Source organism: Streptomyces sp. NPDC001415, from assembly GCF_053597395.1.
Window position 1 is genome coordinate 180,505 of record NZ_JBSFIE010000007.1, and the last position, 19,782, is coordinate 200,286.

Sequence of the window (19,782 nt, forward strand, 5' to 3'; positions counted from 1 at the left end):
TTGTGCGGATACCCACTGCCCATGTCTCCCCATGTTCTGTCTCACCGCTCCGTCTCACGCGCTCCGGCCCTTCTTCTGATTCTCCTGTGTCATATGTCGCGTTCCAGCGCGCGCAAACCCATGACGGACGCGCGCAAACCCATGACGGAGCTCCGGGCGGCGCGAACAGATCGACTTTTGTCGCGGCGAGGCGCGACGAAAGAGAGCCGTCCACCAGGGGACGCTCTGCCTAGGGTGCGGACGTGGATGTGTCATCGAGGGGCCGTAGCGGATGGCGCCTGCTGAAGGGGCCCGAGCCCTGGACGCGGCGCCGGATCACCGGCGAGGCCGCGCTCGCGCTCGTACTGGCCCTGATGGCGGGCGGGATCGGACTGCTCGCCGGAGGACCGCTGAGGGCCGTGGCCGTCGCCCTCGGCGTCGCGGTGCTGTCCCTGCTGCGCCGCTCCCTGCCCGCGAGCGTGCTGCTCGCGGCGGCCGCCCTGTCCATGGCGGCGGGCGAAACCGCCCCGCTGCTGATGGTCGCGGCCTGGTCCGCAGGGCGGCGCATCGTCGGCGCCGGACGGGCTCTGGCCGCCTTCACGGCCGCCTTCGTCCTCTACCAGGCGCTCGGCATCATCACGCTGTGGCCCATCGCGCAGCCCATCCTCATGGGTGTCTTCAGCACCCTTTTCTTCCTGGCGGCGGCCGTCGTACCCGGCCTCACCAACAGGTACTGGTCCCAGCGGCGCACCCTGCTGCGCGCCATGCAGGAACACAACGCCCAGCTGCTCCGCGAACGCGCCATGGTCGCGGGCCAGGCCCGGCTGCGCGAACGCCAGCGCATCGCCCAGGACATGCACGACAGCCTCGGCCACCAGTTGGCCCTCATCTCCGTGCACACCGGCGCCCTCGAAGTCGACCCCGAACTGACCGGTCGCCAGCGCGAAGCCGTCGGCGTGCTGCGCCAGGCCTCGGTCGCCGCCATGCACGAACTGCGCGAGGTCGTCGGCATCCTGCGCGACGGCATCGAAGCCCCCGCCGCCCCCGACGGAGCCCAGCCTGCCGCCCGCGGCACCGCCGGGATCCAGGCGCTCGTGGCGGCCGCACGCTCCGCCGGGAACACCGTGGAACTGCGCGGCAGCGGCGAGCCCCGGCCGCTGGCCGCCGCCGGCGAGCACGCTGCGTACAGGATCGTCCAGGAAGCCCTGACCAACGCGTACAAGCATGCGCCCGGCGCCCCGATCACCGTGGAACTGCGCTACGAACCGGACTCCTTCGTCGTCGAGGTCGTCAACGGCGTCGTCGACCGGGCCACCGCCGACCAGGCCGGCGAAGTGGTCAGCGGCGGCCAGGGCCTCACCGGGTTGCACGAGCGTGCCCGGCTCGTCGGCGGCATGGTGCACACCGGCCCCACGGACGACGGCGGCTTCCGTGTGGCGGGCGTACTGCCCTACGGGGCGGCCGAGGCCGCGACGTTCGTCGACGCCCCCGACGACTTCCGACAGCAGTCACCCGCCCTCCCGCTCGGCGACGGTGGTCCGGTCGTGGACTGGAACATCGCGGAGAAGGAGCTGGGCATGGGCGGCAGGAACAGGGCCGGGGGCGTCGCGCTGGGATGCGGAATCGCCGTGGGGGCAGTGGTACTGCTGGCGATCGCCGCCGGAGTCGGACTGTTCTTCCTCGCCGGATCGGCCGAGAAGGGCATGATCGACCCGTCCGAGTACGACAGGATCAAGGTCGGCACGTCCGAGGCGGAGGTCCGCAACGAGCTGCCGAGCGGCGACACCGTCCTGACCTCCGGCCTCGCCGGGAAAGGCCCCGCCGAACCGGAAGGCTCCCGCTGCCTGGTCCTGATGTCTTCCGACACCGGTGAGGGCCTCAACACCGAGCCGGTGTTCCGGTTCTGCTTCAAGGACGGCAAGCTGATCGAGAAGAAGTCGTACGACGTGGCGCGCTAGCCGCGGCGCGGAGCGGCTCGGGCCGACTTTGGGCGCGGCCGAGCGGCGTACAGGACAGGATCAGGACAGGATTTGGGTGTGACGGGACCACGCATCAGGGTCGTGATCGCCGACGACGAACCCCTCATCCGGGCCGGGATCCGCATGATCCTCACCTCGGACACGGCGATCGACGTCGTCGCCGAGGCCACCAACGGCCGCGAAGCCGTCGAACTCGCCCGCTCCCACGCCGTCGACGTGGTGCTGCTCGACATCCAGATGCCCGAAATGGACGGGCTGAGCGCACTGGCCGAGCTGCGCCGGACCGTACCGGCGGCGCGAGTGATCATCCTCACCACGTTCGGGGAGCGGGAGAACGTCCTGCGCGCCCTGGAACGCGGCGGCGCCGGATTCCTCCTCAAGGACACCGCGCCCGCCGAACTGATCCGTGCGGTACGCGCCGCGGCCGCAGGCGACGCCTACCTTTCGCCCGCGGCCACCCGCCACGTCGTCGACCAGCTCGCCACGGGCCGCGCCGCCGCCCGCGCCGACGAAGCCCGGCGCCGGGTCGGCGTGCTCTCCGAGCGCGAGCGGGACGTCCTGGCGCTGCTCGGCGAAGGACTGTCCAATGCGGATGCCGGCAAGCGGCTCCACATGAGCGAGGCCACCGTGAAGACATACGTCAGCCGGATCCTGGCGAAGCTGGACTGCGAGAACCGGGTCCAGGCGGCGCTGCTGGCACGGGACGCGGGGTTGTAGGGGCTGCGGCTGGGCTTCCTGGGGCCCGGCCTCGAATCCCGCTTCTGTGCCCTCCCGCGTCCTCAAGTTCCCTTTGCCGCCTGCCCTTTGGCGCCCTCATCATCGTTTGGCTGTTTCACGTGAAACGACGGGAAACCCGGCTGCCGAGAAGAGTGCCCGCAGAGTTATCCACAGGGGGAGACGGCCTTTCGCCGACGCCTGTACCGTCAGGGGCAGTTGAACTCTTGATGTTGGGCGAGAGCGCTGCACAAGAACGTTGTACGAGAACGTTGAGAGCGTTGCACGAGACGGGGGAGGCGGCACGCCATGGGTGAGGTCGACGCGTTGGCACCGGCGCAGCGGTCTGGGGTGGAGGACGGGCGGGGACGGATCCCCGACGTCCCAGGATTCGCCCGCCGCCCGCACGCACCGGGAACGGGAAACCGCCGGGCACAGGGATCCCCGAAGGCCGAGGGGAAAGCGTTGCGGGACCGGTTCCCGCGCGCCTCGCACGATTCGCTGCTGCTCTCCGCCGACCGGCCGGACGCCGTCCGCGCGGTGGAGGAATCCAACGCGGGCCGGGTACCCGAGCTCACGCCGATACGCGTGGGCCGCATGGCCGCCAGCCCCTTCGCGTTCCTGCGGGGCTCCGCCGGACTGATGGCACACGACCTGGTTGGCACGCCCGTCACCGGCGTCGGCGCACAGATATGCGGCGACGCGCACGCGGCCAACTTCGGCCTGTACGGAGACGCGCGCGGCAGCCTCGTCATCGACCTGAACGACTTCGACGAGACCGTGACCGGCCCCTGGGAATGGGACCTGAAAAGGCTCGCCGCGTCGCTGGTACTGGCGGGCCGGGAGGCCGGCGCCGACGAGGTCACCTGCCGGGCAGCGGCGTTCGACGCGGTCGGGGCCTACCGCCGCACCATGCGCCTGCTCGCGAAACTGCCGGTCCTGGATGCTTGGAACGCGATAGCCGACGAGGAACTCGTCTCCCACGCCGACGCCCACGACCTGCTCGGCACCCTGGAACGGGTCTCCGAAAAAGCCCGCAACAACACCAGCGCACGCTTCGCCACCAAGGCGACCGAGCAGGGCAAGGACGGCAGCCGGCACTTCGTCGACGCGCTGCCGGTGCTGCGCCGCGTGACCGACGCCGAGGCGGGGACGGTCGCCGCCGCGCTGGAGGAGTACCTGCACACCCTGTCCGAAGACCGGCTGCCGCTGCTCGCCCGGTACGCGATCCACGACGTGGCCTTCCGGGTGGTCGGCACGGGAAGCGTCGGAACACGGTCGTACGTGGTGCTGCTGCTCGACCACCGGGGTGAGCCGCTCGTGCTCCAGGTCAAGGAGGCCAGGCCTTCGGCGCTGCTGCCGCATCTGGCGAAGGCCGGGTTCAAGACGCCCGACGTCGGGCACGAAGGGCGCCGCGTGGTGCTCGGGCAGAAGCGGATGCAGGTGGTCAGCGACATCCTGCTCGGCTGGACGACCGTGGACGAACGACCCTTCCAGGTACGGCAGTTCAGGAATCGCAAGGGCAGCGTGGACCCGGCCGCCCTTGCCGCCGACCAGCTCGACGACTACGGGCGCATGACGGGCGCGCTGCTCGCCCGGGCCCATGCGCACAGCGTCGATCCGCGGCTGATAGCCGGGTACTGCGGAAAGAACGAGGAGCTCGACGAAGCGGTGACCGCCTTCGCGGTGACCTACGCCGACCGCACGGAAGCCGACCACGCGATCCTGACCGCGGCCGTACGGGATGGGCGGGTCGCGGCAGAGCTGGGGGTTTGAGCGAGGTCGGGGGGCAGCCTGGGCTTTTGAGGAGAGCGCGGTTGAGCTGGCGTGAGCTCGGCCGGGTCTGAGCTGGGCCTGCGCCAGGCCTGAGCTGAGCCTGCGCTGGGCTGGGGGCGGGGCCGGGGCATGGGCTGAGTTTGGAGTTAGGGCTGGGTGGGCTTGGGCGGGGTGGGTGGGGTGGGGGGAGGGGAGGGCCCCCTCCCCCTCCCCCCGCCCGTACGCTGGTCCGGTGACGGACGAAGCTGCCGGCGGTACGACTGCCCGGAACGAGGACCCGCTGACCACCCCGCCTTCGGGCGGCGAGCCGGGCACGCCGTTGAGTGAGGATGCCGGGGCCGGCATGAGTCCGCCGGGTGGGGCCGAGGGGGAGCGGCCAGAGGCCCGGCTTGAGCGGGCGGTGCGGGCGGCGGAGCAGGCGCTGATCGAGTTCGAGATCGCGGTGGAGACGTTCCGGGTCGAGGTGGAGAACTTCTCCCGGCTGCACCATCAGAAGCTCGGTCCGATGTATGCCCGGCTCGATGAGCTGGACGCGCAGATCGCCGAGGCCAGGGCCGTACAGAGTGGTGATCCCGAAGATTTGCGCAGGGCGCGGGAGGCGCGGGCGGCGGTCATGCCCATGCCGGGGGTCGATGAACTGTTCCACGACTGGATGGACTCCGACGGCCTCTCCCCCGAGGCTGCCTCGATGCTCACCGGCCAGCCGGTGCAGCAGCCCAAGCGGGTCCGGCCGAGCGAGGAGGTGCGCAGGCTGTATCGCGAGCTGGCCCGCAAGGCGCACCCGGATCTGGCGCAGGACGAGGCGGAGCGGGCGCGGCGGGACGAGTTCATCGCCCGGGTCAATGCCGCGTACGGGCGCGGTGACGAGGTGCTGTTGCGGGAGCTGGCCGATGAGTGGGCGGCGGGTCCGGTGCCGGCCCAGGTGCGGCCCAGCGAGAGCGAGGAGCTGTACGCGCGTCTTGAGTGGCTGAGCCGGCGCAAGGAGTTGCTGGCGCTGCTGGCCCGGGAGCTGGAGGACAGCGCGATCGGTTCGATGCTGCGGATGGCGCCGGACGATCCGGACCGGCTGCTCGACGAGATCGCCGAGCAGTTGCTGGCCGAGGTGGCCGGTCGTGAGGCTGAGCTCGCGAAGCTGGTGCAGTAGCGTTCGGGGGACCTGCCGGGTTCGTACGAGAGAAGGCATGACCCATGAATTTCGCCCAGCTGCCCTCGGTGGATGTCGCTGAGGTGCCGGCCGACGCCCTGGTGCTTGATGTCCGGGAGGACGACGAGTGGGCGGCCGGGCATGCCGAGGGCGCGCTGCATGTGCCGATGAGCGAGTTCGTGGCCCGCTTCGGTGAGGTGACCGAGGCGGTCGCGGGCGGGCGTCGGGCGTATGTGATGTGCCGGGTCGGCGGACGGTCGGCGCAGGTCACGCAGTATCTGGTGCAGCAGGGGATCGACGCGGTGAACGTCGACGGCGGCATGCAGGTGTGGGAGGCCTCCGGGCGCAAGGTCGTCGACGACCAGGGCGCGCCGGGCACGGTCATCTAACCCCGATTCGGATCCGGGCCTACGCGCTCTGGCTGAGCGGGTGTGCGGCGAGGAGGTCGCCGAGGGCTTCCTCGTGGGCGGCGGCCGGGCCGAGCGAGAGCTCCAGTTGCTTGGCCCAGGCGTGGTAGCGGTGCAGCGCGTAGTCGGTGTCGGCGCCGAAGCCGCCGTGCAGGTGCTGGGCTGTCTGGACGACGCGGCGTACGCCTTCGGCGGCCCAGATCTTGGCGACCGAGACGTCCCCGGCGACGGGCAGTGCGCTCTGGGCGCCGGTGCTGATGCGCCAGGCTGCCTGCCAGAGGGTCGCTTCCATGGCGCGCAGGTCGATGTAGCGGTCGGCGGCCTGGACGGCGACGGCCTGGAACGTGGCGACGGGGTGCCCGAACTGCTCGCGTTTGCCGGTGTATTGGCTGGTCATGGTGAGGACGGCTTCGCCAAGGCCGAGGGCCAGGGCGCAGGTTCCGGTGGCGAGCAGGTTGCGCAGCCATTCCCAGGCGCCGTCCGCGTCGATGACCGCCGCTGTGCCGACGCGTACGGCTTCGAGGTGGAGTTCGGCGAAGCGTTCGCCGGTGGTGGAGATCTGCTCGGCGAGGCTGACGCCCTGGTGGGTGCGGGGGACCAGGGCCAGTACGGCGCGGCCTTCGGCGGTGTGGGCGGGCACGGCGACGCGGTCGCAGGTCTGGGCCCAGGGCACGCCGGTCTGCGTGCCGTCGAGCACCCAGTCCTCGCCGTCCCGGCGGGCGGTGACGGCGAGTTCGGCGCCGTCGTGACCGGTGCGGCCGTTGGTGGCGACCGTCAGGACGAGTTCGCCCCGCCCGATCGCGGGCAGCAGATCCCGGCTCAACTCGGCCTGGCCGTACCGCTGTACGGCGAGGGCGACCGCGCTGGTCTCCAGTAGGGGAAGCCTCGCGAGGACCTTGGCCGATTCGCGCAGGACCAGGCACAGGGCGATCGGGTCGAGGCCCGCTCCGCCGTGCTCGGCGTCGAGGACCAGACTCAGCAGGTCCGATGCGGCGAGCCTGTTCCACAGCGGGCGGTCGAAGTCGTCGGCCACGGCGCCCGGGGTGAGTGCGGGGCTGGGTACCGCGTCGGGTGCTACGCCGGAGAAGGCCGCCTTGGCCGCCTCGACGGCTGCCTGCTGCTCCTCGGTGAAGGTGAAGTCCACGGCCTTGTCCTCCCGCTCGCACCGGCTCTGTCCGGATGGGCAGCCGCGCCGCAGGGTGAACTGCGCGCCGACCGACCTGATCTGACGGGTCGTCAAGATAGAACAGGTTCTATGGGATGGGAATGGGCAGGCGCCGACAGGTGGGGAATGGACGAACCGAACGCCGCTGGCTCAGCAGGTGGGGCACGGACGAGACGAACCGAACGCCGCTGGCTCAGCAGGTGGGGAACGGCCGCGTCGAACGCCCCTGGTTCAGAGCGCTGAGCACGCATGGCCGGCATGGCCCCGTAAGGGCCACTTCAGCCCGGCCCCCGGCCCCCGGCCCGCTCCACGCGGCCCTGCGGCCCCGGCTCGGCTACGACCCGCCGTCCTTCCCTCAGGCTCTCACCGGTCGAAGTCCAGCTCCACCTCCCCCGTCGCGGGGTGCGACTGGCAGGCCAGGACGTAGCCCGCGTCCGTCTCCTCCGGCTCCAGCGCGAAGTTCCGCTCCATCCGTACCTCGCCCTTGACCAGGAAGGCCCGGCACGTCCCGCACACCCCGCCCTTGCAGGCGTACGGGGCATCCGCGCGGGCGCGCAGCACCGTTTCCAGGAGGGACTCGCCTTCCTTCACCGGCCAGTTGCCCGAGCGGCCGTCCAGGGTCGCGGTGAGCGTGGCGTGCGCCGGGGCGGCGGCGGTGGCCATGGACGCCGGTGCCGCGTCGACGTGGAAGATCTCCTGGTGGATCCGGTTGCGGTCGACGCCGAGCCCGCGCAGGGCCCGCTCGGCGCCCTGGACCAGGCCGAAGGGGCCGCACAGGAACCAGCCGTCGATGTCCGCCACCGGGAGCAGCGCGGGCAGCAGCTCGCTGAGCCGTTCGCGGTCGAGCCGGCCCGAGGGCAGTCCGGACTGCTGCTCCTCGCGGGACAGCACGTTGACCAGCTGGAACCGTTCGGGATAGCGGTCCTTCAGGTCGGCTGTCTCTTCGAGGAACATCGTGGAGGCGGCGCTGCGGTCGCTGCGTATCAGGCAGAACCGCGCCTCGGGCTCGCGGGCGAGCAGGGTCGCCGCGATCGAGAGGACCGGGGTGATGCCGCTGCCACCGACGATCGCCGCGAAGTGCCCGGGGCGCGGTTCCAGGACGAAGCGGCCCATCGGTTCCATGACGTCGACGGTGTCGCCGACGGCCAGCTCCTTGAAGGCGTACGTGGAGAAGGTGCCGCCCTCCACGAGGCGGATGCCCACCCGCAGGACCGGCTCGTGAGGCGCCTCGACGGCGGGCGCGCAGATCGAGTACGTACGGCGGATCTCCTCGCCCCGCACGCTGCGGCGCAGGGCGAGATGCTGGCCGGGGAGGTGCCGGTAGGCCTCGCGGAGCTCGGGCGGCACGGCGAAGGTGACGGCCACCGAGTCGTCCGTGAGCTGCTCGACCTCGCTGACGCGGAGCGGATGGAACATCTACAACTCCTTGAAGTGGTCGAACGGTTCACGGCACGACACGCAGCGGCGCAGTGCCTTGCACGCGGTGGAGGAGAAGCGGCTGAGCAGCTCGGTGTCGGTGGATCCGCAGTGCGGGCAGCGCACCGACAGGGTGAGCGCGACCGGGCCCTCGGCGGTGTGCGGGCGTGGCGGTGCTATGCCGAACTCGGCGAGTTTGCGGCGGCCTTCCGCGCTGATGTCGTCGGTCGACCAGGCGGGGGACAGCACTCGTACGACCGAGACGTGCGGTATTCCGTGGTCGTGGAGCACGCGCTCGATGTCCGAGGACATGGCTTCCACGGCGGGGCAGCCGGTGTAGGTGGGGGTGAGTTCGACGCGGACCCTGCCCGGCGCTTCGACCTGCACGGCGCGCAGTACGCCGAGCTCTTCGAGGGTGAGCACGGGCAGTTCGGGGTCGGGGACGGAGCCGGCGAGGCGCCGCAGCTCGGTCTCCAGGGGAGTGGGGGCGATGTCGGTCACCATGACGCCCCCGGGTGGCTGCGGTGCAGGTGCTGCATTTCGGCGAGCATCCGGCCGAAGGATTCGGTGTGTAGTCCTTGCCGGCCGGCGCCCGCCGCCCAGGCGCCGGTGCGGGGGCTTTCGGGGACGGTCAGGGTCGCCCGGCCCAGGACCGAGGTCACCGACGTCGTCCAACGTGCTTCGAGGTCGGCCCAGTTGAGGTCGAGGCCCGGCACCGGGTGGAACATCTCGCCGGTGAAGCGCCACAGCGCCTCGCAGGCCCGCTGCATCCGCTGGTGGCTCTCCTCGGTGCCGTCGCCGAGCCGCAGGGTCCACTGCTCGGCGTGGTCACGGTGGTACTCGACCTCCTTGACCGCCTTCGCCGCGAGCGGGCTGAACTCGCCGTCGCCTGCCGACAGTTCGCCGTACAGCAGGTGCTGGTACGTCGAGAAGTACAGCTGGCGGGCGATGGTGTGGGCGAAGTCGCCATTGGGCTGTTCGACGAGCTGGAGGTTGCGGAAGGCCCGCTCCTCGCGGAGGTAGGCCAGCTCGTCCTCGTCGCCGACCTGCGAGAGCAGCACCCGGGCCTGGCCGAGCAGGTCGAGGGCGATGTTCGCGAGGGCGACTTCCTCTTCGAGGACGGGGGCGTGGCCCGCCCACTCCCCCAGCCGATGCGAGAGCACGAGGGCGTCGTCACCGAGGGCGAGGGCGGCGTCCGCCGAGACGATGGCCGTCACAGGTGCTTCACCCCTTCCGGGATCTCGTAGAACGTCGGGTGGCGGTAGGGCTTGTCGGCGGCCGGGTCGAAGAAGGAGTCCTTCTCGTCCGGCGAGGACGCGCTGATCGCCGCAGACGGCACCACCCAGATCGAGATGCCCTCCGACCTGCGCGTGTACAGGTCGCGGGCGTTGCGCAGCGCCATCTCGGCGTCCGGTGCGTGAAGGCTTCCGGCGTGGGTGTGGGACAGTCCGCGGCGCGAGCGCACGAACACCTCCCAGAGCGGCCAGTCGTGCGTGCTCATGCCGTTGCCTCTCCGTCCGTGTGCTGCGCGGGCTGGGTCTGATGGGCGGGCTGGGTCTGCTGTGGCGTCCGCTGCTTCGTGGCGTAGGCGGCGGCCGCGTCCCGTACCCAGGCGCCTTCTTCGTGGGCGCGGCGCCGCTGGGTGATCCGCTGCTCGTTGCAGGGGCCGTTGCCCTTGAGGACCTCCCAGAACTCCGTCCAGTCGATCGCGCCGAAGTCGTGGTGGCCGCGCTCCTCGTTCCAGCGCAGCTCGGGGTCGGGCAGGGTCAGACCGAGGCCCTCGGCCTGGCCGACCGCTATGTCCACGAAGCGCTGGCGCAGCTCGTCGTTGGAGTGCCGCTTGATCTTCCAGGTCATCGACTGCGCGGAGTGCGCCGACTCGTCGTCGGGCGGGCCGAACATCATGAGGGAGGGCCACCACCAGCGGTTCACCGCGTCCTGCGCCATCGCGTGCTGCTCGGGCGTCCCCTTGGACAGGGTGAGCAGCAGCTCGTACCCCTGCCGCTGGTGGAAGGACTCCTCCTTGCAGATGCGGACCATCGCCCGGGCGTACGGACCATAGGAGCAGCGGCACAGGGGGACCTGGTTGGTGATCGCCGCGCCGTCCACCAGCCAGCCGATCGCGCCGACGTCGGCCCAGGTCAGGGTGGGGTAGTTGAAGATCGACGAGTACTTCTGGCGGCCCGAGTGCAGTTTGTCGAGGAGCTCGTCGCGGCCGGTGCCGAGCGTTTCGGCCGCGCTGTAGAGGTACAGGCCGTGGCCCGCCTCGTCCTGGACCTTGGCCATCAGGATGGCCTTGCGGCGCAGGGACGGGGCGCGGGTGATCCAGTTCGCCTCCGGCTGCATGCCGATGATCTCGGAATGGGCGTGCTGGGCCATCTGGCGTACCAGCGAGGAGCGGTAGGCCTCGGGCATCCAGTCGCGTGGCTCGATCCGCTCGTCCGCGGCGACGGCCGCGTCGAACACCGCCAGGTACGAGGCGTCCGTCCCTGCGGCTGCCGTGGCTGTCGCGGTCACTCCGGTCATTCCGGCCCCCTGCCGAGCTGCTGTGCGGCTGTCCACCAACCGACCGATCGTTCGGTTCAATGACTTCAATGGTGAGTCGACGGCCCGTAGGGTGTCAACCCTGTGGATAACTCAGTGGGTGCCGATCGGGGCGGGATGGATTCGTACAAGCACGGGACCGGAGCCGGGGGCAAGGCCGACGGGGCGGGATCTGGGCAGGTCAGGGCCGCTTCGGCCGGGTCCGGCGACCTGGCCGCGAGCGGTCCGGAAGCCTCGGTGGGACGGGGCCCGGCCCCGGAAACCGGTGCGGCTGCCGGCCCGGGCGCTGACGCCGTTTTCGATTCTTCGGCGGCTACGGACCGAGATCCCGCCACGTGGGCGGCGGCGGACCCGGACCGGATTTCGGCCCTGCGACTGGACCCCGTTTCCGTCCCCGGCCCCGTTTCCGGCCCTGCGGGCGGCTCCGGCCCCGCGGGCGACCCGGACCCTGCCGGTGGCCCCGATCCCGCTGACGAACCCGGCTCCCAGGATTCCCGCGGCGGGGACGGCGCCTCCCGGGGGATCGCCGGGCTGCCCTTCCGGTTCCAGGTCGTGGCCGCTCTCGCGCTCGCGGTGATCGGCGTGATCGCCTGCGTGCAGATCGGGATGGTCTTCCTGCACGTCGCACCGTCCAACACGGTCAGCAAGCAGTACGGCAAGGCCGTCGACGACTGGATCTACCCCGAGTTCGAGCAGAACTGGAAGCTCTTCGCGCCGAATCCGCTGCAGCAGAACATCGACGTCCAGGCGCGTGCCGAGATCAAGTTGCCCAACGGCACGACCAGGACGACCGACTGGATCGACCTCTCGGCCCAGGACGGCGCTGCGATCCGGCACAACCCGCTGCCCAGCCACACCGAGCAGAACGAACTGCGCCGCGGCTGGGACTTCTTCGTTGGTTCGCACACCGACGACAACAAGCCGAACGGCCAGCGCGGCGAGCTTTCCGAGCAGTACCTGCGCCGCATCGTGATGCTCCGGCTCGGCACACACCGCGACGGCGGCTCGGTCGACCGGATTCAGGTCAGGTCCATGACCACATCGGTCAAGGGCCCCTCGTGGAGCGACGAGAAGACCGACACCCGGCCCTCCTACCGGGAGGTGCCGTGGTGGACGGTGACCCCGGCCGACCTGCCCCAGGGCGCCGGTGACGCACGTACGGAGGCGAAGCGGTGAGCACGTACGACCACGACGGCCCGACCGCCCGCCCGGCGGAAAGCCCCGCCACCCGCCCGGCGAACGGCCGACGCCCCGGGGCAGCGGCCGACACCTTTCCTGAAGCACCTGTAACCCACGAAGCACCTGTAACCCACGAAGCGCCCGAAGCCCCCGACGCGCCTGTAACCCAAGACGTGCCCGAATCCCCCGAAGTGCCTCGCTCGGCCGAGGGCGCCGGCGAGACCCGGGCCGCGCGCGCCGTACGCCTCGTCTCGTCCGCGGCCCTCGGCCCGTACCAGAGCGCGGTCGTCCGGATCGGGTTCTCCGCGACCTGGCTGTTCTTCCTGCTGCGCGAACTGCCCAACCGCCGCGAGCTGTACGGCCCCGACGGCCCCTGGAGCTGGGAGCTCGGCAACCGTCTGGTGTCCGGGAACCACGCGTTCACCGCGCTGCTGTGGACCGACAGCACGGTCTGGTTCGAGGTCGTGTACGCGCTGGCCGTCGTGTCCAGCGCACTCCTGATGCTCGGCTGGCGCACCCGCACCATGTCCGTCGTCTTCATGATCGGTGTGCTCTCTCTGCAGAATCGCTCCGTCTTCATGGGGGACGGCGGTGACAACGTCATCCACCTGATGGCGATCTATCTGGTCTTCACGCGGTGCGCGCAGGTCTGGTCGCTGGATGCGCGGCGCGCCGCGCGCGGGGTGCGCCGGGACCGGGTCGGCCCGGTGCTGTGGGCGGTGTGCGGCCTCGGGCTGCTCATCGGCACCTGGCGTACGTCCGGGTCCGGCGTCTTCGGCGGCGGCGAGTGGTGGCTGTGGGTCGTGTTCTGGGGCATGTGGGCCGTGCAGGGCCTGTGGTGGGCGGTGGGCAGGTTCGCCGACGGCGACTCGCGGGCGCTGCTCGACGTCCTCGGCAACCTCGTCCACAACGCGGCCATGGTCGTGATCATGGCGGAGGTCTGTCTGGTCTACGCGACCGCGGGCTGGTACAAGATCCAGGGCAGCCGCTGGCAGGACGGGACCGCGCTGTTCTACCCGCTGAAGCTCGACTACTTCTCGCCGTGGCCCGAACTCTCCTCCCTGCTTGGCACGAGCGGGGTGATCGTGATGCTGCTCACTTATGGAACGGTCATGGTGCAGGTGGCGTTCCCGTTCACGTTGTTCAATCGGCGGGTCAAGAACGTGCTGCTCGTGGCGATGATGCTGGAGCACGCCGGGATCGCGGTCCTGCTCGGACTGCCGTTCTTCTCGCTGGCGATGATCGCCGCCGACGCCGTGTTCCTGCCGACGTCCTTCCTGCGCAGCGTGGGCGGCGTCGCGGGTCGGCTGCGGCCGGGCGCGCGCCTTCCCGAGCAGCGCCGGGAGCGGGCCGAGGAGACCGAGCGGCCACGTACGCTCGTGGGGTGAGCAGCACCGAACAGCAGGCCCGGGCCGAGGATGCCCCGGCCGGCGACCCCATCCAGTACGACGAAGGCTTCGGCCCGGCCGAGGTCGGGGTGGGCCCGCACCCGCGGCCCTGGCCCGAGGGCGAGCGGTACGACCCGGAGCTGCTCGCGCACGGCGACCGGCGCAATGTCGTCGACGCCTACCGGTACTGGACGCGCGAGGCGATCGTCGCCGACCTCGACACCCGGCGGCACGACTTCCATGTGGCCGTCGAGAACTGGGGCCACGACTTCAACATCGGCTCCGTGGTGCGGACCGCGAACGCGTTCCTGGCCAAGGAGGTCCACATCGTCGGGCGGCGCCGCTGGAACCGGCGCGGGGCGATGGTCACCGACCGTTACCAGCACGTCCGCCACCACCCGGACACCGAGTCGCTGACCGCGTGGGCGCTGGCGGAGGGCGTGCCGATCATCGGGATCGACAACCTGCCCGGCGCGGTGCCCCTTGAGCGGACCGAGCTGCCGCGCCGGTGTGTGCTGCTCTTCGGCCAGGAGGGCCCTGGTCTCACCGAAGAGGCCCGTAAACACGCCCATATGGTGTGCTCCATCGCGCAGTTCGGCTCCACGCGGTCGATCAACGCGGGGGCCGCGGCGGCCATCGCGATGCACTCCTGGGTGCAGAGGCACGCCGTCGTCCCCGACTGACGTACCTCTGCTCACATGGGGCTGCGCTCAGACCTGCCTGCGGACCTCCACCACGCGGAACCGGTTGGCCACGAACGCCCCGTCGCACAGGGCCGCGTTGGCCGCCGGGTTGCCGCCCGAGCCGTGGAAGTCGGAGAACGCGGCCGTCTGGTTGACGTACACCCCGCCCGTCAGGTTCAGCGACAGCTGGGCCGACTCGTCCAGGCAGACGTCCTCCACGGCGCGCTCCACCACCGGTGAGGTGGTGTACGCGCCGACCGTCATCGCACCCTTGTCGCGGACGGTGCGGCGCAGCAGCTCGACCGCGTCCGCCGTGGAGTCGACGGCGACGGCGAAGGAGACCGGGCCGAAGCACTCCGACAGGTAGACGGCCTCCGCGTCCGGCTTCGCGCCGTCCAGCTTGACGATCACCGGGGTGCGGACCACCGCGTCCGGGAACTCGGGGTTGGCCACCTCCCTTGAGGGCAGGGCGACTTCGCCGAGGCCGGGGGCCGCGTCCAGGCGGGTCTTCACGTCGGGGTTGACCAGGGCACCGAGCAGTGCGTTGGCCCGGGCGTCGTCGCCCAGGAGCCCGCCGACCGCGCCCGCGAGGTCGGCGACGACCTCGTCGTACGACTTCTTGCCCGCGTCCGTGGTGATGCCGTCGCGGGGGATCAGCAGGTTCTGCGGGGTGGTGCACATCTGGCCGCTGTACAGGGACAGCGAGAAGGACAGGTTGGCGAGCATGCCCTTGTAGTTGTCGGTGGAGTCGATGACCACCGTGTTGACGCCGGCCTTCTCGGTGTAGACCTGCGCCTGGCGGGCGTTGGCCTCCAGCCAGTCGCCGAACGCCGTGGAGCCCGTGTAGTCGATGATCTTGATCTCGGGGCGCACCGCGAGGGTCTTGGCGATGCCTTCGCCGGGCCGCTCGGCCGCGAGCGCCACCAGGTTGGGGTCGAAGCCGGCCTCGGCGAGCACCTCGCGCGCCACCTTCACCGTCATCGCGAGCGGCAGGACCGCGCGCGGGTGCGGCTTGACCAGGACCGGGTTGCCGGTGGCCAGTGAGGCGAACAGGCCCGGGTAGCCGTTCCACGTCGGGAAGGTGTTGCAGCCGATCAGCAGGGCGATGCCGCGACCGGCCGGCGTGAACGTCTTGGCGAGCTCCAGGGGCTCGCGCTTGCCCTGCGGCTTGGACCAGGCGGTGCTGCCCGACGGGGTGCGGGTCTGCTCCTGGTAGGCGTACGCGACGGCCTCCAGGCCGCGGTCCTGGGCGTGCGGCCCGCCCGCCTGGAACGCCATCATGAAGGCCTGGCCGCTGGTGTGCATGACCGCGTGCGCGAACTCGTGCGTCCGCGCCCCGATCCGGGCCAGGATCTCGATGCAGACCAGGGCCCGTGTCTCGGGGCCCGCGGCCCGCCAGTCGCCCATGCCGGCCCGCATCGCGGGGAGCAGCACGTCAAGGTCCGGGTGCGGGTACTGGACGCCCAACTCGATGCCGTAGGGCGAGAGTTCGGCGCCCGTCCAGTCGTCGGTGCCCGGCTGGTCGAGGTCGAAGCGCCGGTTCAGGAGCGCGTCGAAGGCGGCTTTGCCGTCCTCGGCGCCCGTCTCCCCGTAGGCCTTGGGGTGCTCCGGGTGCGGCGACCAGTACGCACGCGTGCGGATTGCCTCCAGGGCCCCGTCCAGGGTGGGCCTGTGCTTCTCGGTCAGCTGCATGGCGAGCAACTCCTCGTCGAGTCATCGAGCTGGGCAGGGACAGCCGGACACCGTTAGAGTAACCGAACGATCGGTCGGGACAAGAGGGTCCGGGGAAACCTGTGGACAACTACCGGCCATGCCCGCCAGAGCCCCTGCCGGATACCCCTGGGAGGGGGCCCGCCGGGCCTGTGGGCAAGCCGTAGGGGAGGATCGCGTTCATGACCGAAACCGCCAGCGCCTCAGCGATCGCGCCGAGCCGTACCGTCGCCGTCGTCGGCACCGGAACCATGGGCCAGGGCATCGCCCAGGTGGCCCTCGTCGCCGGACACCCCGTACGGCTCTACGACGCCGTGCCCGGCCGCGCGCGCGAGGCCGCCGACGCCCTGGCGGCACGCCTGGGCCGGCTGGTCGAGAAGGGCCGCCTGGACGCCGCAGGGCGCGACGGGGCGCTGGCCCGTCTGCACCCGGCCGGGGAACTCGCCGAGCTCGCCGACGCGGCGCTCGTCATCGAGGCCGTCGTGGAACAACTCCCCGTCAAACAGGAGCTGTTCGGCGCCCTGGAGGGCGTGGTCGGAGAGGACTGCCTGCTCGCCACCAACACCTCCTCGCTGTCGGTGACCGCGATCGCGGGGGCGCTCAGGCACCCCGGCCGCTTCGTGGGCCTGCACTTCTTCAACCCGGCGCCGCTGCTCCCGCTGGTCGAGGTCGTCAGCGGCTTCGCCACCGAGGACGCCGCCGCGACCAGGGCGTACGAGACGGTGAAGGCCTGGGGCAAGACGCCGGTGCGCTGCGCCGACACCCCCGGCTTCATCGTCAACCGCATCGCCCGGCCCTTCTACGCCGAGGCCTTCGCGGTGTACGAGGAGCGCGGCGCGGACGCGGCCACCATCGACGCGGTGCTGCGCGAGTGCGGAGGGTTCCGGATGGGCCCGTTCGAGCTGACCGACCTCATCGGGCAGGACGTCAACGAGGCGGTGACGCGCTCGGTCTGGGAGTCCTTCTTCCAGAGCCCCAAGTTCACGCCGTCCCTGGCCCAGCGCCGCCTGGTCGAGTCCGGACTGCACGGCCGCAAGAGCGGGCGCGGCTGGTACTCCTATGAGGCATCCGGCACGTCCTCACAAGAGGTCGTGCGTCCCGAGCCGCACACCGCGCCGCCCGCGAAGGCTCCGGCGGCCGTCACCGTGGTCGGTGACCTGGGGCCGGCCCGCGAACTGGTCGCGATGATGACGGAGGCCGGCATCGACGTGACGACCGTCAACGAGGGCGGTCCCTACATCGAGCTTCCGGGGGATGGACAGCTCGTCCCTGCCGACGGCAAGACGTCCGTCGAGTTCGCCGACGTCGTCTACTTCGACCTCGCCCCCGACTACCGGGGCGCCACCCGGATCGCGCTCTCCGCGAGCGAGGACACCTCCGAGCGCGCCGTCACCGAGGCCGTCGGCCTGTTCCAGAAGCTGGGCAAGGAGGTCAGCGTCATCGGCGACGTCCCGGGCATGATCGTCGCCCGTACCGTCGCGATGCTCGTCGACTTCGCCGCCGACGCCGTCGCCAAGGGCGTCGCCTCGCCCGAGGACATCGACACCGCCATGCGCCTCGGCGTCAACTACCCGCTGGGGCCCGTCGAATGGAACCGGCGCCTCGGCCAGGACTGGGCGTACGACCTCCTCTCGGCGCTGCACGAGCGCTGCCCCACCGGCCGCTACGCCCCCTCGCTCGCGCTCTACCGGCAGGCGTACACGGGCGACCAGGAGACGGGCTCATGACGACCGCCAAGCGCGACACCTACACACCCGAGACGCTGCTCACGGTCGCCGTGCGGGTCTTCAACGAGCGTGGCTACGACGGCACTTCGATGGAGCACCTGTCCAAGGCGGCCGGGATCTCCAAGTCGTCGATCTACCACCATGTCGCAGGCAAGGAGGAGCTGCTGCGCCGGGCGGTGAGCCGCGCCATCGACGGCCTCTTCGGCGTCCTGGACGAGCCGGGCGCGCTGCGCGGCCGTTCCATCGAGCGGGTCGAGTACGTCACTCGACGTACGGTCGAAGTCCTGATGGCCGAACTTCCCTACGTCACCCTGCTGTTGCGCGTCCGCGGCAACACCAAGACGGAACGCTGGGCGATGGAGCGCCGCAGGGAGTTCGACCAGCGGGTCTCCGATCTGCTGAAGGCGGCCGCCGCGGACGGCGACCTCCGCGCCGACCTGGACATTCGGCTGGCGACCCGGCTGCTCTTCGGCATGGTCAACTCGCTGGTGGAGTGGTACCGGCCACAGCGCGAGGGCGAGGCGGACGGCGACCAGGTGGCGGACACCGTGGTCAGGATGGCCTTCGAGGGGTTGCGGACCGGCCATTGAGCTCCGGGCCCGTTGACTGAGGCACCGAAGCGGATCACCATCCACGGTCATGGCTGCCCTGCGAACTCCTGCGCCCTTTGTGTCCGTCTGCGCCACAGTGCTGCTCATGGGCCTGGCGCTGTCCGGGTGCAGTGGTGAGGGCGGCAGAAACGATGCGGCGAAGTCGCCGGACGCGAGAGCCGCGGTCAAGAAGGCCGAGGCCCAGCCCACCGCACCCGCGCCGCCGGTCAAGGGCGACGACTTCGGCTGCCTCACGCCCGACCAGGCCAAGGCGGGCTCCATCGTCTTCAAGAGCGCGACGGGATCGCTCACTGGCGGCTTTCTGACCGGTAGTGGCAATACCGGGATCGTTCTCGCCCACCAGGTGGACGGAAACGTCTGCCAGTGGAAGGACAAGGCCGTCGAACTCGGCAAGGCGGGCTTCCGCGTACTCGCGGTCAACAACACGACCGGTGACGCGGCCGACGAGATCGAGGGAGCGGCCGCCGTGCTGCGCACCGAGGGCGCCTGGAAGCTGCTCCTCATGGGCGCGTCCAAGGGAGGCACGGCGACCCTGGAGGCGGCCGCCCACATGCCGCTGAAGCCGGACGCGGTGGTCGCGCTGTCCGCCCCCGAGACGTACGGCCCGATGGACGCGCTCGCCGCCGCCAAGACCCTCACCGTCCCGGTGCTCTACATGGCCGGCGACCAGGACGGCACGTTCGCCACGGCCGCCCGGGAGCTGAGCGGGGCGAGCACCAAGGCCCCGGAGAACCGGCTCGTCCCGGTCAAGGGATCGGCCTCGCACGGAGTGGCACTCCTCGCCGCCCCGGACAACTGGAACACGGTCCTCGCCTTCCTGAAGAAGTACTGCACCTGAGCGCCGAGTACCGCGCGCGGGCCAGCCCCCTAAGCGGGGTCCAGATCCGTCTCCTCGAACACCAGCAGGGTGCGCGTCGAGAGCACCTCCGGGATGGACTGGATGCGGGTCAGGACGAGCTCGCGCAGCGCCCTGTTGTCGGGCGTGTGCACCAGGAGCAGAACGTCGAAGTCGCCGCTCACCAGGGCGATATGGGCGGCCCCGGGCAGTTCCTTGAGCTGTGCGCGGACCGTGCGCCACGAGTTCTGCACGATCTTGAGCGTGATGTACGCGGCCGCGCCCTGGCCCGCCCTCTCGTGGTCCACGCGCGCGGTGAAGCCCTGGATCACGTTGTCCTCGACGAGCCGGTTGATCCGCGCGTAGGCGTTGGCCCGCGAGACGTGCACCCGCTCGGCCACGGACCGTATCGAGGCCCTGCCGTCCGTCTGCAGGATCCGCAGGATGTCATGGTCGATCTCGTCCAGCGGGCGCGGCGGCACCGGCCGGATCTCGCCGGTGGCCATTTGTTCAGCTGCCATGTCC

19 protein-coding genes are annotated in these 19,782 nt (G+C 71.0%); 11 read left to right on the forward strand and 8 right to left on the reverse strand.

Annotated features, from left to right (window positions below; genetic code table 11):
- Positions 1 to 242: 242 nt before the first annotated feature.
- The 5 genes from ACWC2B_RS12070 to ACWC2B_RS12090 all read left to right on the forward strand — a co-directional run bounded on the left by ACWC2B_RS12070 (position 243) and on the right by ACWC2B_RS12090 (position 5,981).
- A complete protein-coding gene (locus ACWC2B_RS12070; RefSeq protein ID WP_450716358.1) occupies positions 243 to 1,937 on the forward strand; it encodes a sensor histidine kinase in 1,695 nt (564 codons plus the stop codon).
- A 78-nt stretch (positions 1,938 to 2,015) separates the two neighbouring features.
- A complete protein-coding gene (locus tag ACWC2B_RS12075) occupies positions 2,016 to 2,675 on the forward strand; it encodes a response regulator transcription factor (protein WP_450716359.1) in 660 nt (219 codons plus the stop codon).
- 306 nt (positions 2,676 to 2,981) lie between these two features.
- The gene (locus ACWC2B_RS12080) at positions 2,982 to 4,448 is read left to right on the forward strand and encodes a DUF2252 domain-containing protein (RefSeq protein ID WP_450716360.1); all 1,467 of its coding nucleotides are present in this window, start codon (positions 2,982 to 2,984) and stop codon (positions 4,446 to 4,448) included.
- Between the two features lie 232 nt (positions 4,449 to 4,680).
- Positions 4,681 to 5,592, forward strand: coding sequence for a J domain-containing protein (locus ACWC2B_RS12085; RefSeq protein ID WP_450716361.1), 912 nt, complete (start codon positions 4,681 to 4,683; stop codon positions 5,590 to 5,592).
- A gap of 44 nt (positions 5,593 to 5,636) precedes the next feature.
- Positions 5,637 to 5,981: a rhodanese-like domain-containing protein gene (locus ACWC2B_RS12090; RefSeq protein WP_450716362.1), complete on the forward strand. Its 345-nt coding sequence runs from the start codon at positions 5,637 to 5,639 to the stop codon at positions 5,979 to 5,981.
- 19 nt (positions 5,982 to 6,000) lie between these two features.
- On the opposite strand, the gene ACWC2B_RS12095 is transcribed toward ACWC2B_RS12090, so the two are convergent.
- The 6 genes from ACWC2B_RS12095 to paaA form a co-directional block, all read right to left on the reverse strand.
- The gene (locus tag ACWC2B_RS12095) at positions 6,001 to 7,143 is read right to left on the reverse strand and encodes an acyl-CoA dehydrogenase family protein (protein ID WP_450716494.1); all 1,143 of its coding nucleotides are present in this window, start codon (positions 7,141 to 7,143) and stop codon (positions 6,001 to 6,003) included.
- 384 nt (positions 7,144 to 7,527) lie between these two features.
- Positions 7,528 to 8,580, reverse strand: a complete 1,053-nt coding sequence (locus tag ACWC2B_RS12100) for a 2Fe-2S iron-sulfur cluster-binding protein (RefSeq protein WP_450716363.1) — start codon at positions 8,578 to 8,580, stop codon at positions 7,528 to 7,530.
- On the reverse strand, positions 8,581 to 9,084 hold the full coding sequence (gene paaD / locus ACWC2B_RS12105; RefSeq protein ID WP_450716364.1) for a 1,2-phenylacetyl-CoA epoxidase subunit PaaD: 504 nt from the start codon (positions 9,082 to 9,084) through the stop codon (positions 8,581 to 8,583).
- Entirely contained in the window at positions 9,078 to 9,797 is a 720-nt protein-coding gene (paaC, locus tag ACWC2B_RS12110) for a 1,2-phenylacetyl-CoA epoxidase subunit PaaC (RefSeq protein WP_450716365.1), read from the reverse strand. Before paaC ends, paaD begins: the two co-directional genes overlap by 7 nt.
- Positions 9,794 to 10,081 carry a 1,2-phenylacetyl-CoA epoxidase subunit PaaB gene (gene paaB, locus ACWC2B_RS12115; RefSeq protein ID WP_053729227.1) on the reverse strand — a complete coding sequence of 96 codons (288 nt, stop codon included), beginning with the start codon at positions 10,079 to 10,081 and terminating at the stop codon, positions 9,794 to 9,796. The genes paaC and paaB overlap by 4 nt, the downstream gene beginning before the upstream one ends.
- Positions 10,078 to 11,106, reverse strand: coding sequence for a 1,2-phenylacetyl-CoA epoxidase subunit PaaA (gene paaA, locus ACWC2B_RS12120; RefSeq protein WP_450716366.1), 1,029 nt, complete (start codon positions 11,104 to 11,106; stop codon positions 10,078 to 10,080). Before paaA ends, paaB begins: the two co-directional genes overlap by 4 nt.
- 570 nt (positions 11,107 to 11,676) lie before the next feature.
- Between paaA and ACWC2B_RS12125 the strand changes: the two genes are divergently transcribed.
- From ACWC2B_RS12125 to ACWC2B_RS12135, 3 genes are all read left to right on the forward strand, one after another.
- Positions 11,677 to 12,300: a DUF5819 family protein gene (locus ACWC2B_RS12125; protein WP_450716367.1), complete on the forward strand. Its 624-nt coding sequence runs from the start codon at positions 11,677 to 11,679 to the stop codon at positions 12,298 to 12,300.
- Between the two features lie 176 nt (positions 12,301 to 12,476).
- Positions 12,477 to 13,691 carry an HTTM domain-containing protein gene (locus ACWC2B_RS12130; RefSeq protein ID WP_450716368.1) on the forward strand — a complete coding sequence of 405 codons (1,215 nt, stop codon included), beginning with the start codon at positions 12,477 to 12,479 and terminating at the stop codon, positions 13,689 to 13,691.
- Positions 13,688 to 14,374 carry a TrmH family RNA methyltransferase gene (locus tag ACWC2B_RS12135; RefSeq protein ID WP_450716369.1) on the forward strand — a complete coding sequence of 229 codons (687 nt, stop codon included), beginning with the start codon at positions 13,688 to 13,690 and terminating at the stop codon, positions 14,372 to 14,374. The genes ACWC2B_RS12130 and ACWC2B_RS12135 overlap by 4 nt, the downstream gene beginning before the upstream one ends.
- 27 nt (positions 14,375 to 14,401) lie before the next feature.
- On the opposite strand, the gene paaN is transcribed toward ACWC2B_RS12135, so the two are convergent.
- Positions 14,402 to 16,066 (reverse strand): phenylacetic acid degradation protein PaaN, encoded by a 1,665-nt coding sequence (gene paaN / locus ACWC2B_RS12140; RefSeq protein ID WP_450716370.1) that lies wholly within the window; start codon positions 16,064 to 16,066, stop codon positions 14,402 to 14,404.
- Positions 16,067 to 16,266: 200 nt separating this feature from the next.
- Here paaN and ACWC2B_RS12145 point away from each other — a divergent pair, with 200 nt between their 5' ends.
- The 3 genes from ACWC2B_RS12145 to ACWC2B_RS12155 are packed head-to-tail and all read left to right on the forward strand — an operon-like array spanning position 16,267 to position 19,260.
- Positions 16,267 to 17,811, forward strand: coding sequence for a 3-hydroxyacyl-CoA dehydrogenase (locus tag ACWC2B_RS12145; RefSeq protein ID WP_450716371.1), 1,545 nt, complete (start codon positions 16,267 to 16,269; stop codon positions 17,809 to 17,811).
- Positions 17,808 to 18,401 carry a TetR/AcrR family transcriptional regulator gene (locus tag ACWC2B_RS12150; protein ID WP_450716372.1) on the forward strand — a complete coding sequence of 198 codons (594 nt, stop codon included), beginning with the start codon at positions 17,808 to 17,810 and terminating at the stop codon, positions 18,399 to 18,401. The genes ACWC2B_RS12145 and ACWC2B_RS12150 overlap by 4 nt, the downstream gene beginning before the upstream one ends.
- A gap of 49 nt (positions 18,402 to 18,450) precedes the next feature.
- Complete coding sequence (locus ACWC2B_RS12155; protein WP_450716373.1) at positions 18,451 to 19,260, forward strand: alpha/beta hydrolase family protein; 810 nt, start codon at positions 18,451 to 18,453, stop codon at positions 19,258 to 19,260.
- 29 nt (positions 19,261 to 19,289) lie between these two features.
- Here the strand turns inward: ACWC2B_RS12155 and ACWC2B_RS12160 are convergent, their stop codons facing one another.
- Positions 19,290 to 19,778 (reverse strand): Lrp/AsnC family transcriptional regulator, encoded by a 489-nt coding sequence (locus ACWC2B_RS12160; protein WP_399484392.1) that lies wholly within the window; start codon positions 19,776 to 19,778, stop codon positions 19,290 to 19,292.
- Positions 19,779 to 19,782 lie beyond the last annotated feature (4 nt).

What these genes read in the sequence shown, in the direction of transcription:
- ACWC2B_RS12090 (WP_450716362.1), top strand. Translation starts at nt 5,637, where the DNA reads ATGAATTTCGCCCAGCTGCCCTCGGTGGATGTCGCTGAGGTGCCGGCC.
- paaB (WP_053729227.1), bottom strand. Translation starts at nt 10,081, where the DNA reads ATGAGCACGCACGACTGGCCGCTCTGGGAGGTGTTCGTGCGCTCGCGC.
- ACWC2B_RS12145 (WP_450716371.1), top strand. Translation starts at nt 16,267, where the DNA reads ATGACCGAAACCGCCAGCGCCTCAGCGATCGCGCCGAGCCGTACCGTC.
- ACWC2B_RS12155 (WP_450716373.1), top strand. Translation starts at nt 18,451, where the DNA reads ATGGCTGCCCTGCGAACTCCTGCGCCCTTTGTGTCCGTCTGCGCCACA.
- paaA (WP_450716366.1), bottom strand. Translation starts at nt 11,106, where the DNA reads ATGACCGGAGTGACCGCGACAGCCACGGCAGCCGCAGGGACGGACGCC.
- ACWC2B_RS12080 (WP_450716360.1), top strand. Translation starts at nt 2,982, where the DNA reads ATGGGTGAGGTCGACGCGTTGGCACCGGCGCAGCGGTCTGGGGTGGAG.
- paaD (WP_450716364.1), bottom strand. Translation starts at nt 9,084, where the DNA reads ATGGTGACCGACATCGCCCCCACTCCCCTGGAGACCGAGCTGCGGCGC.
- ACWC2B_RS12160 (WP_399484392.1), bottom strand. Translation starts at nt 19,778, where the DNA reads ATGGCAGCTGAACAAATGGCCACCGGCGAGATCCGGCCGGTGCCGCCG.
- paaN (WP_450716370.1), bottom strand. Translation starts at nt 16,066, where the DNA reads ATGCAGCTGACCGAGAAGCACAGGCCCACCCTGGACGGGGCCCTGGAG.
- ACWC2B_RS12100 (WP_450716363.1), bottom strand. Translation starts at nt 8,580, where the DNA reads ATGTTCCATCCGCTCCGCGTCAGCGAGGTCGAGCAGCTCACGGACGAC.
- ACWC2B_RS12150 (WP_450716372.1), top strand. Translation starts at nt 17,808, where the DNA reads ATGACGACCGCCAAGCGCGACACCTACACACCCGAGACGCTGCTCACG.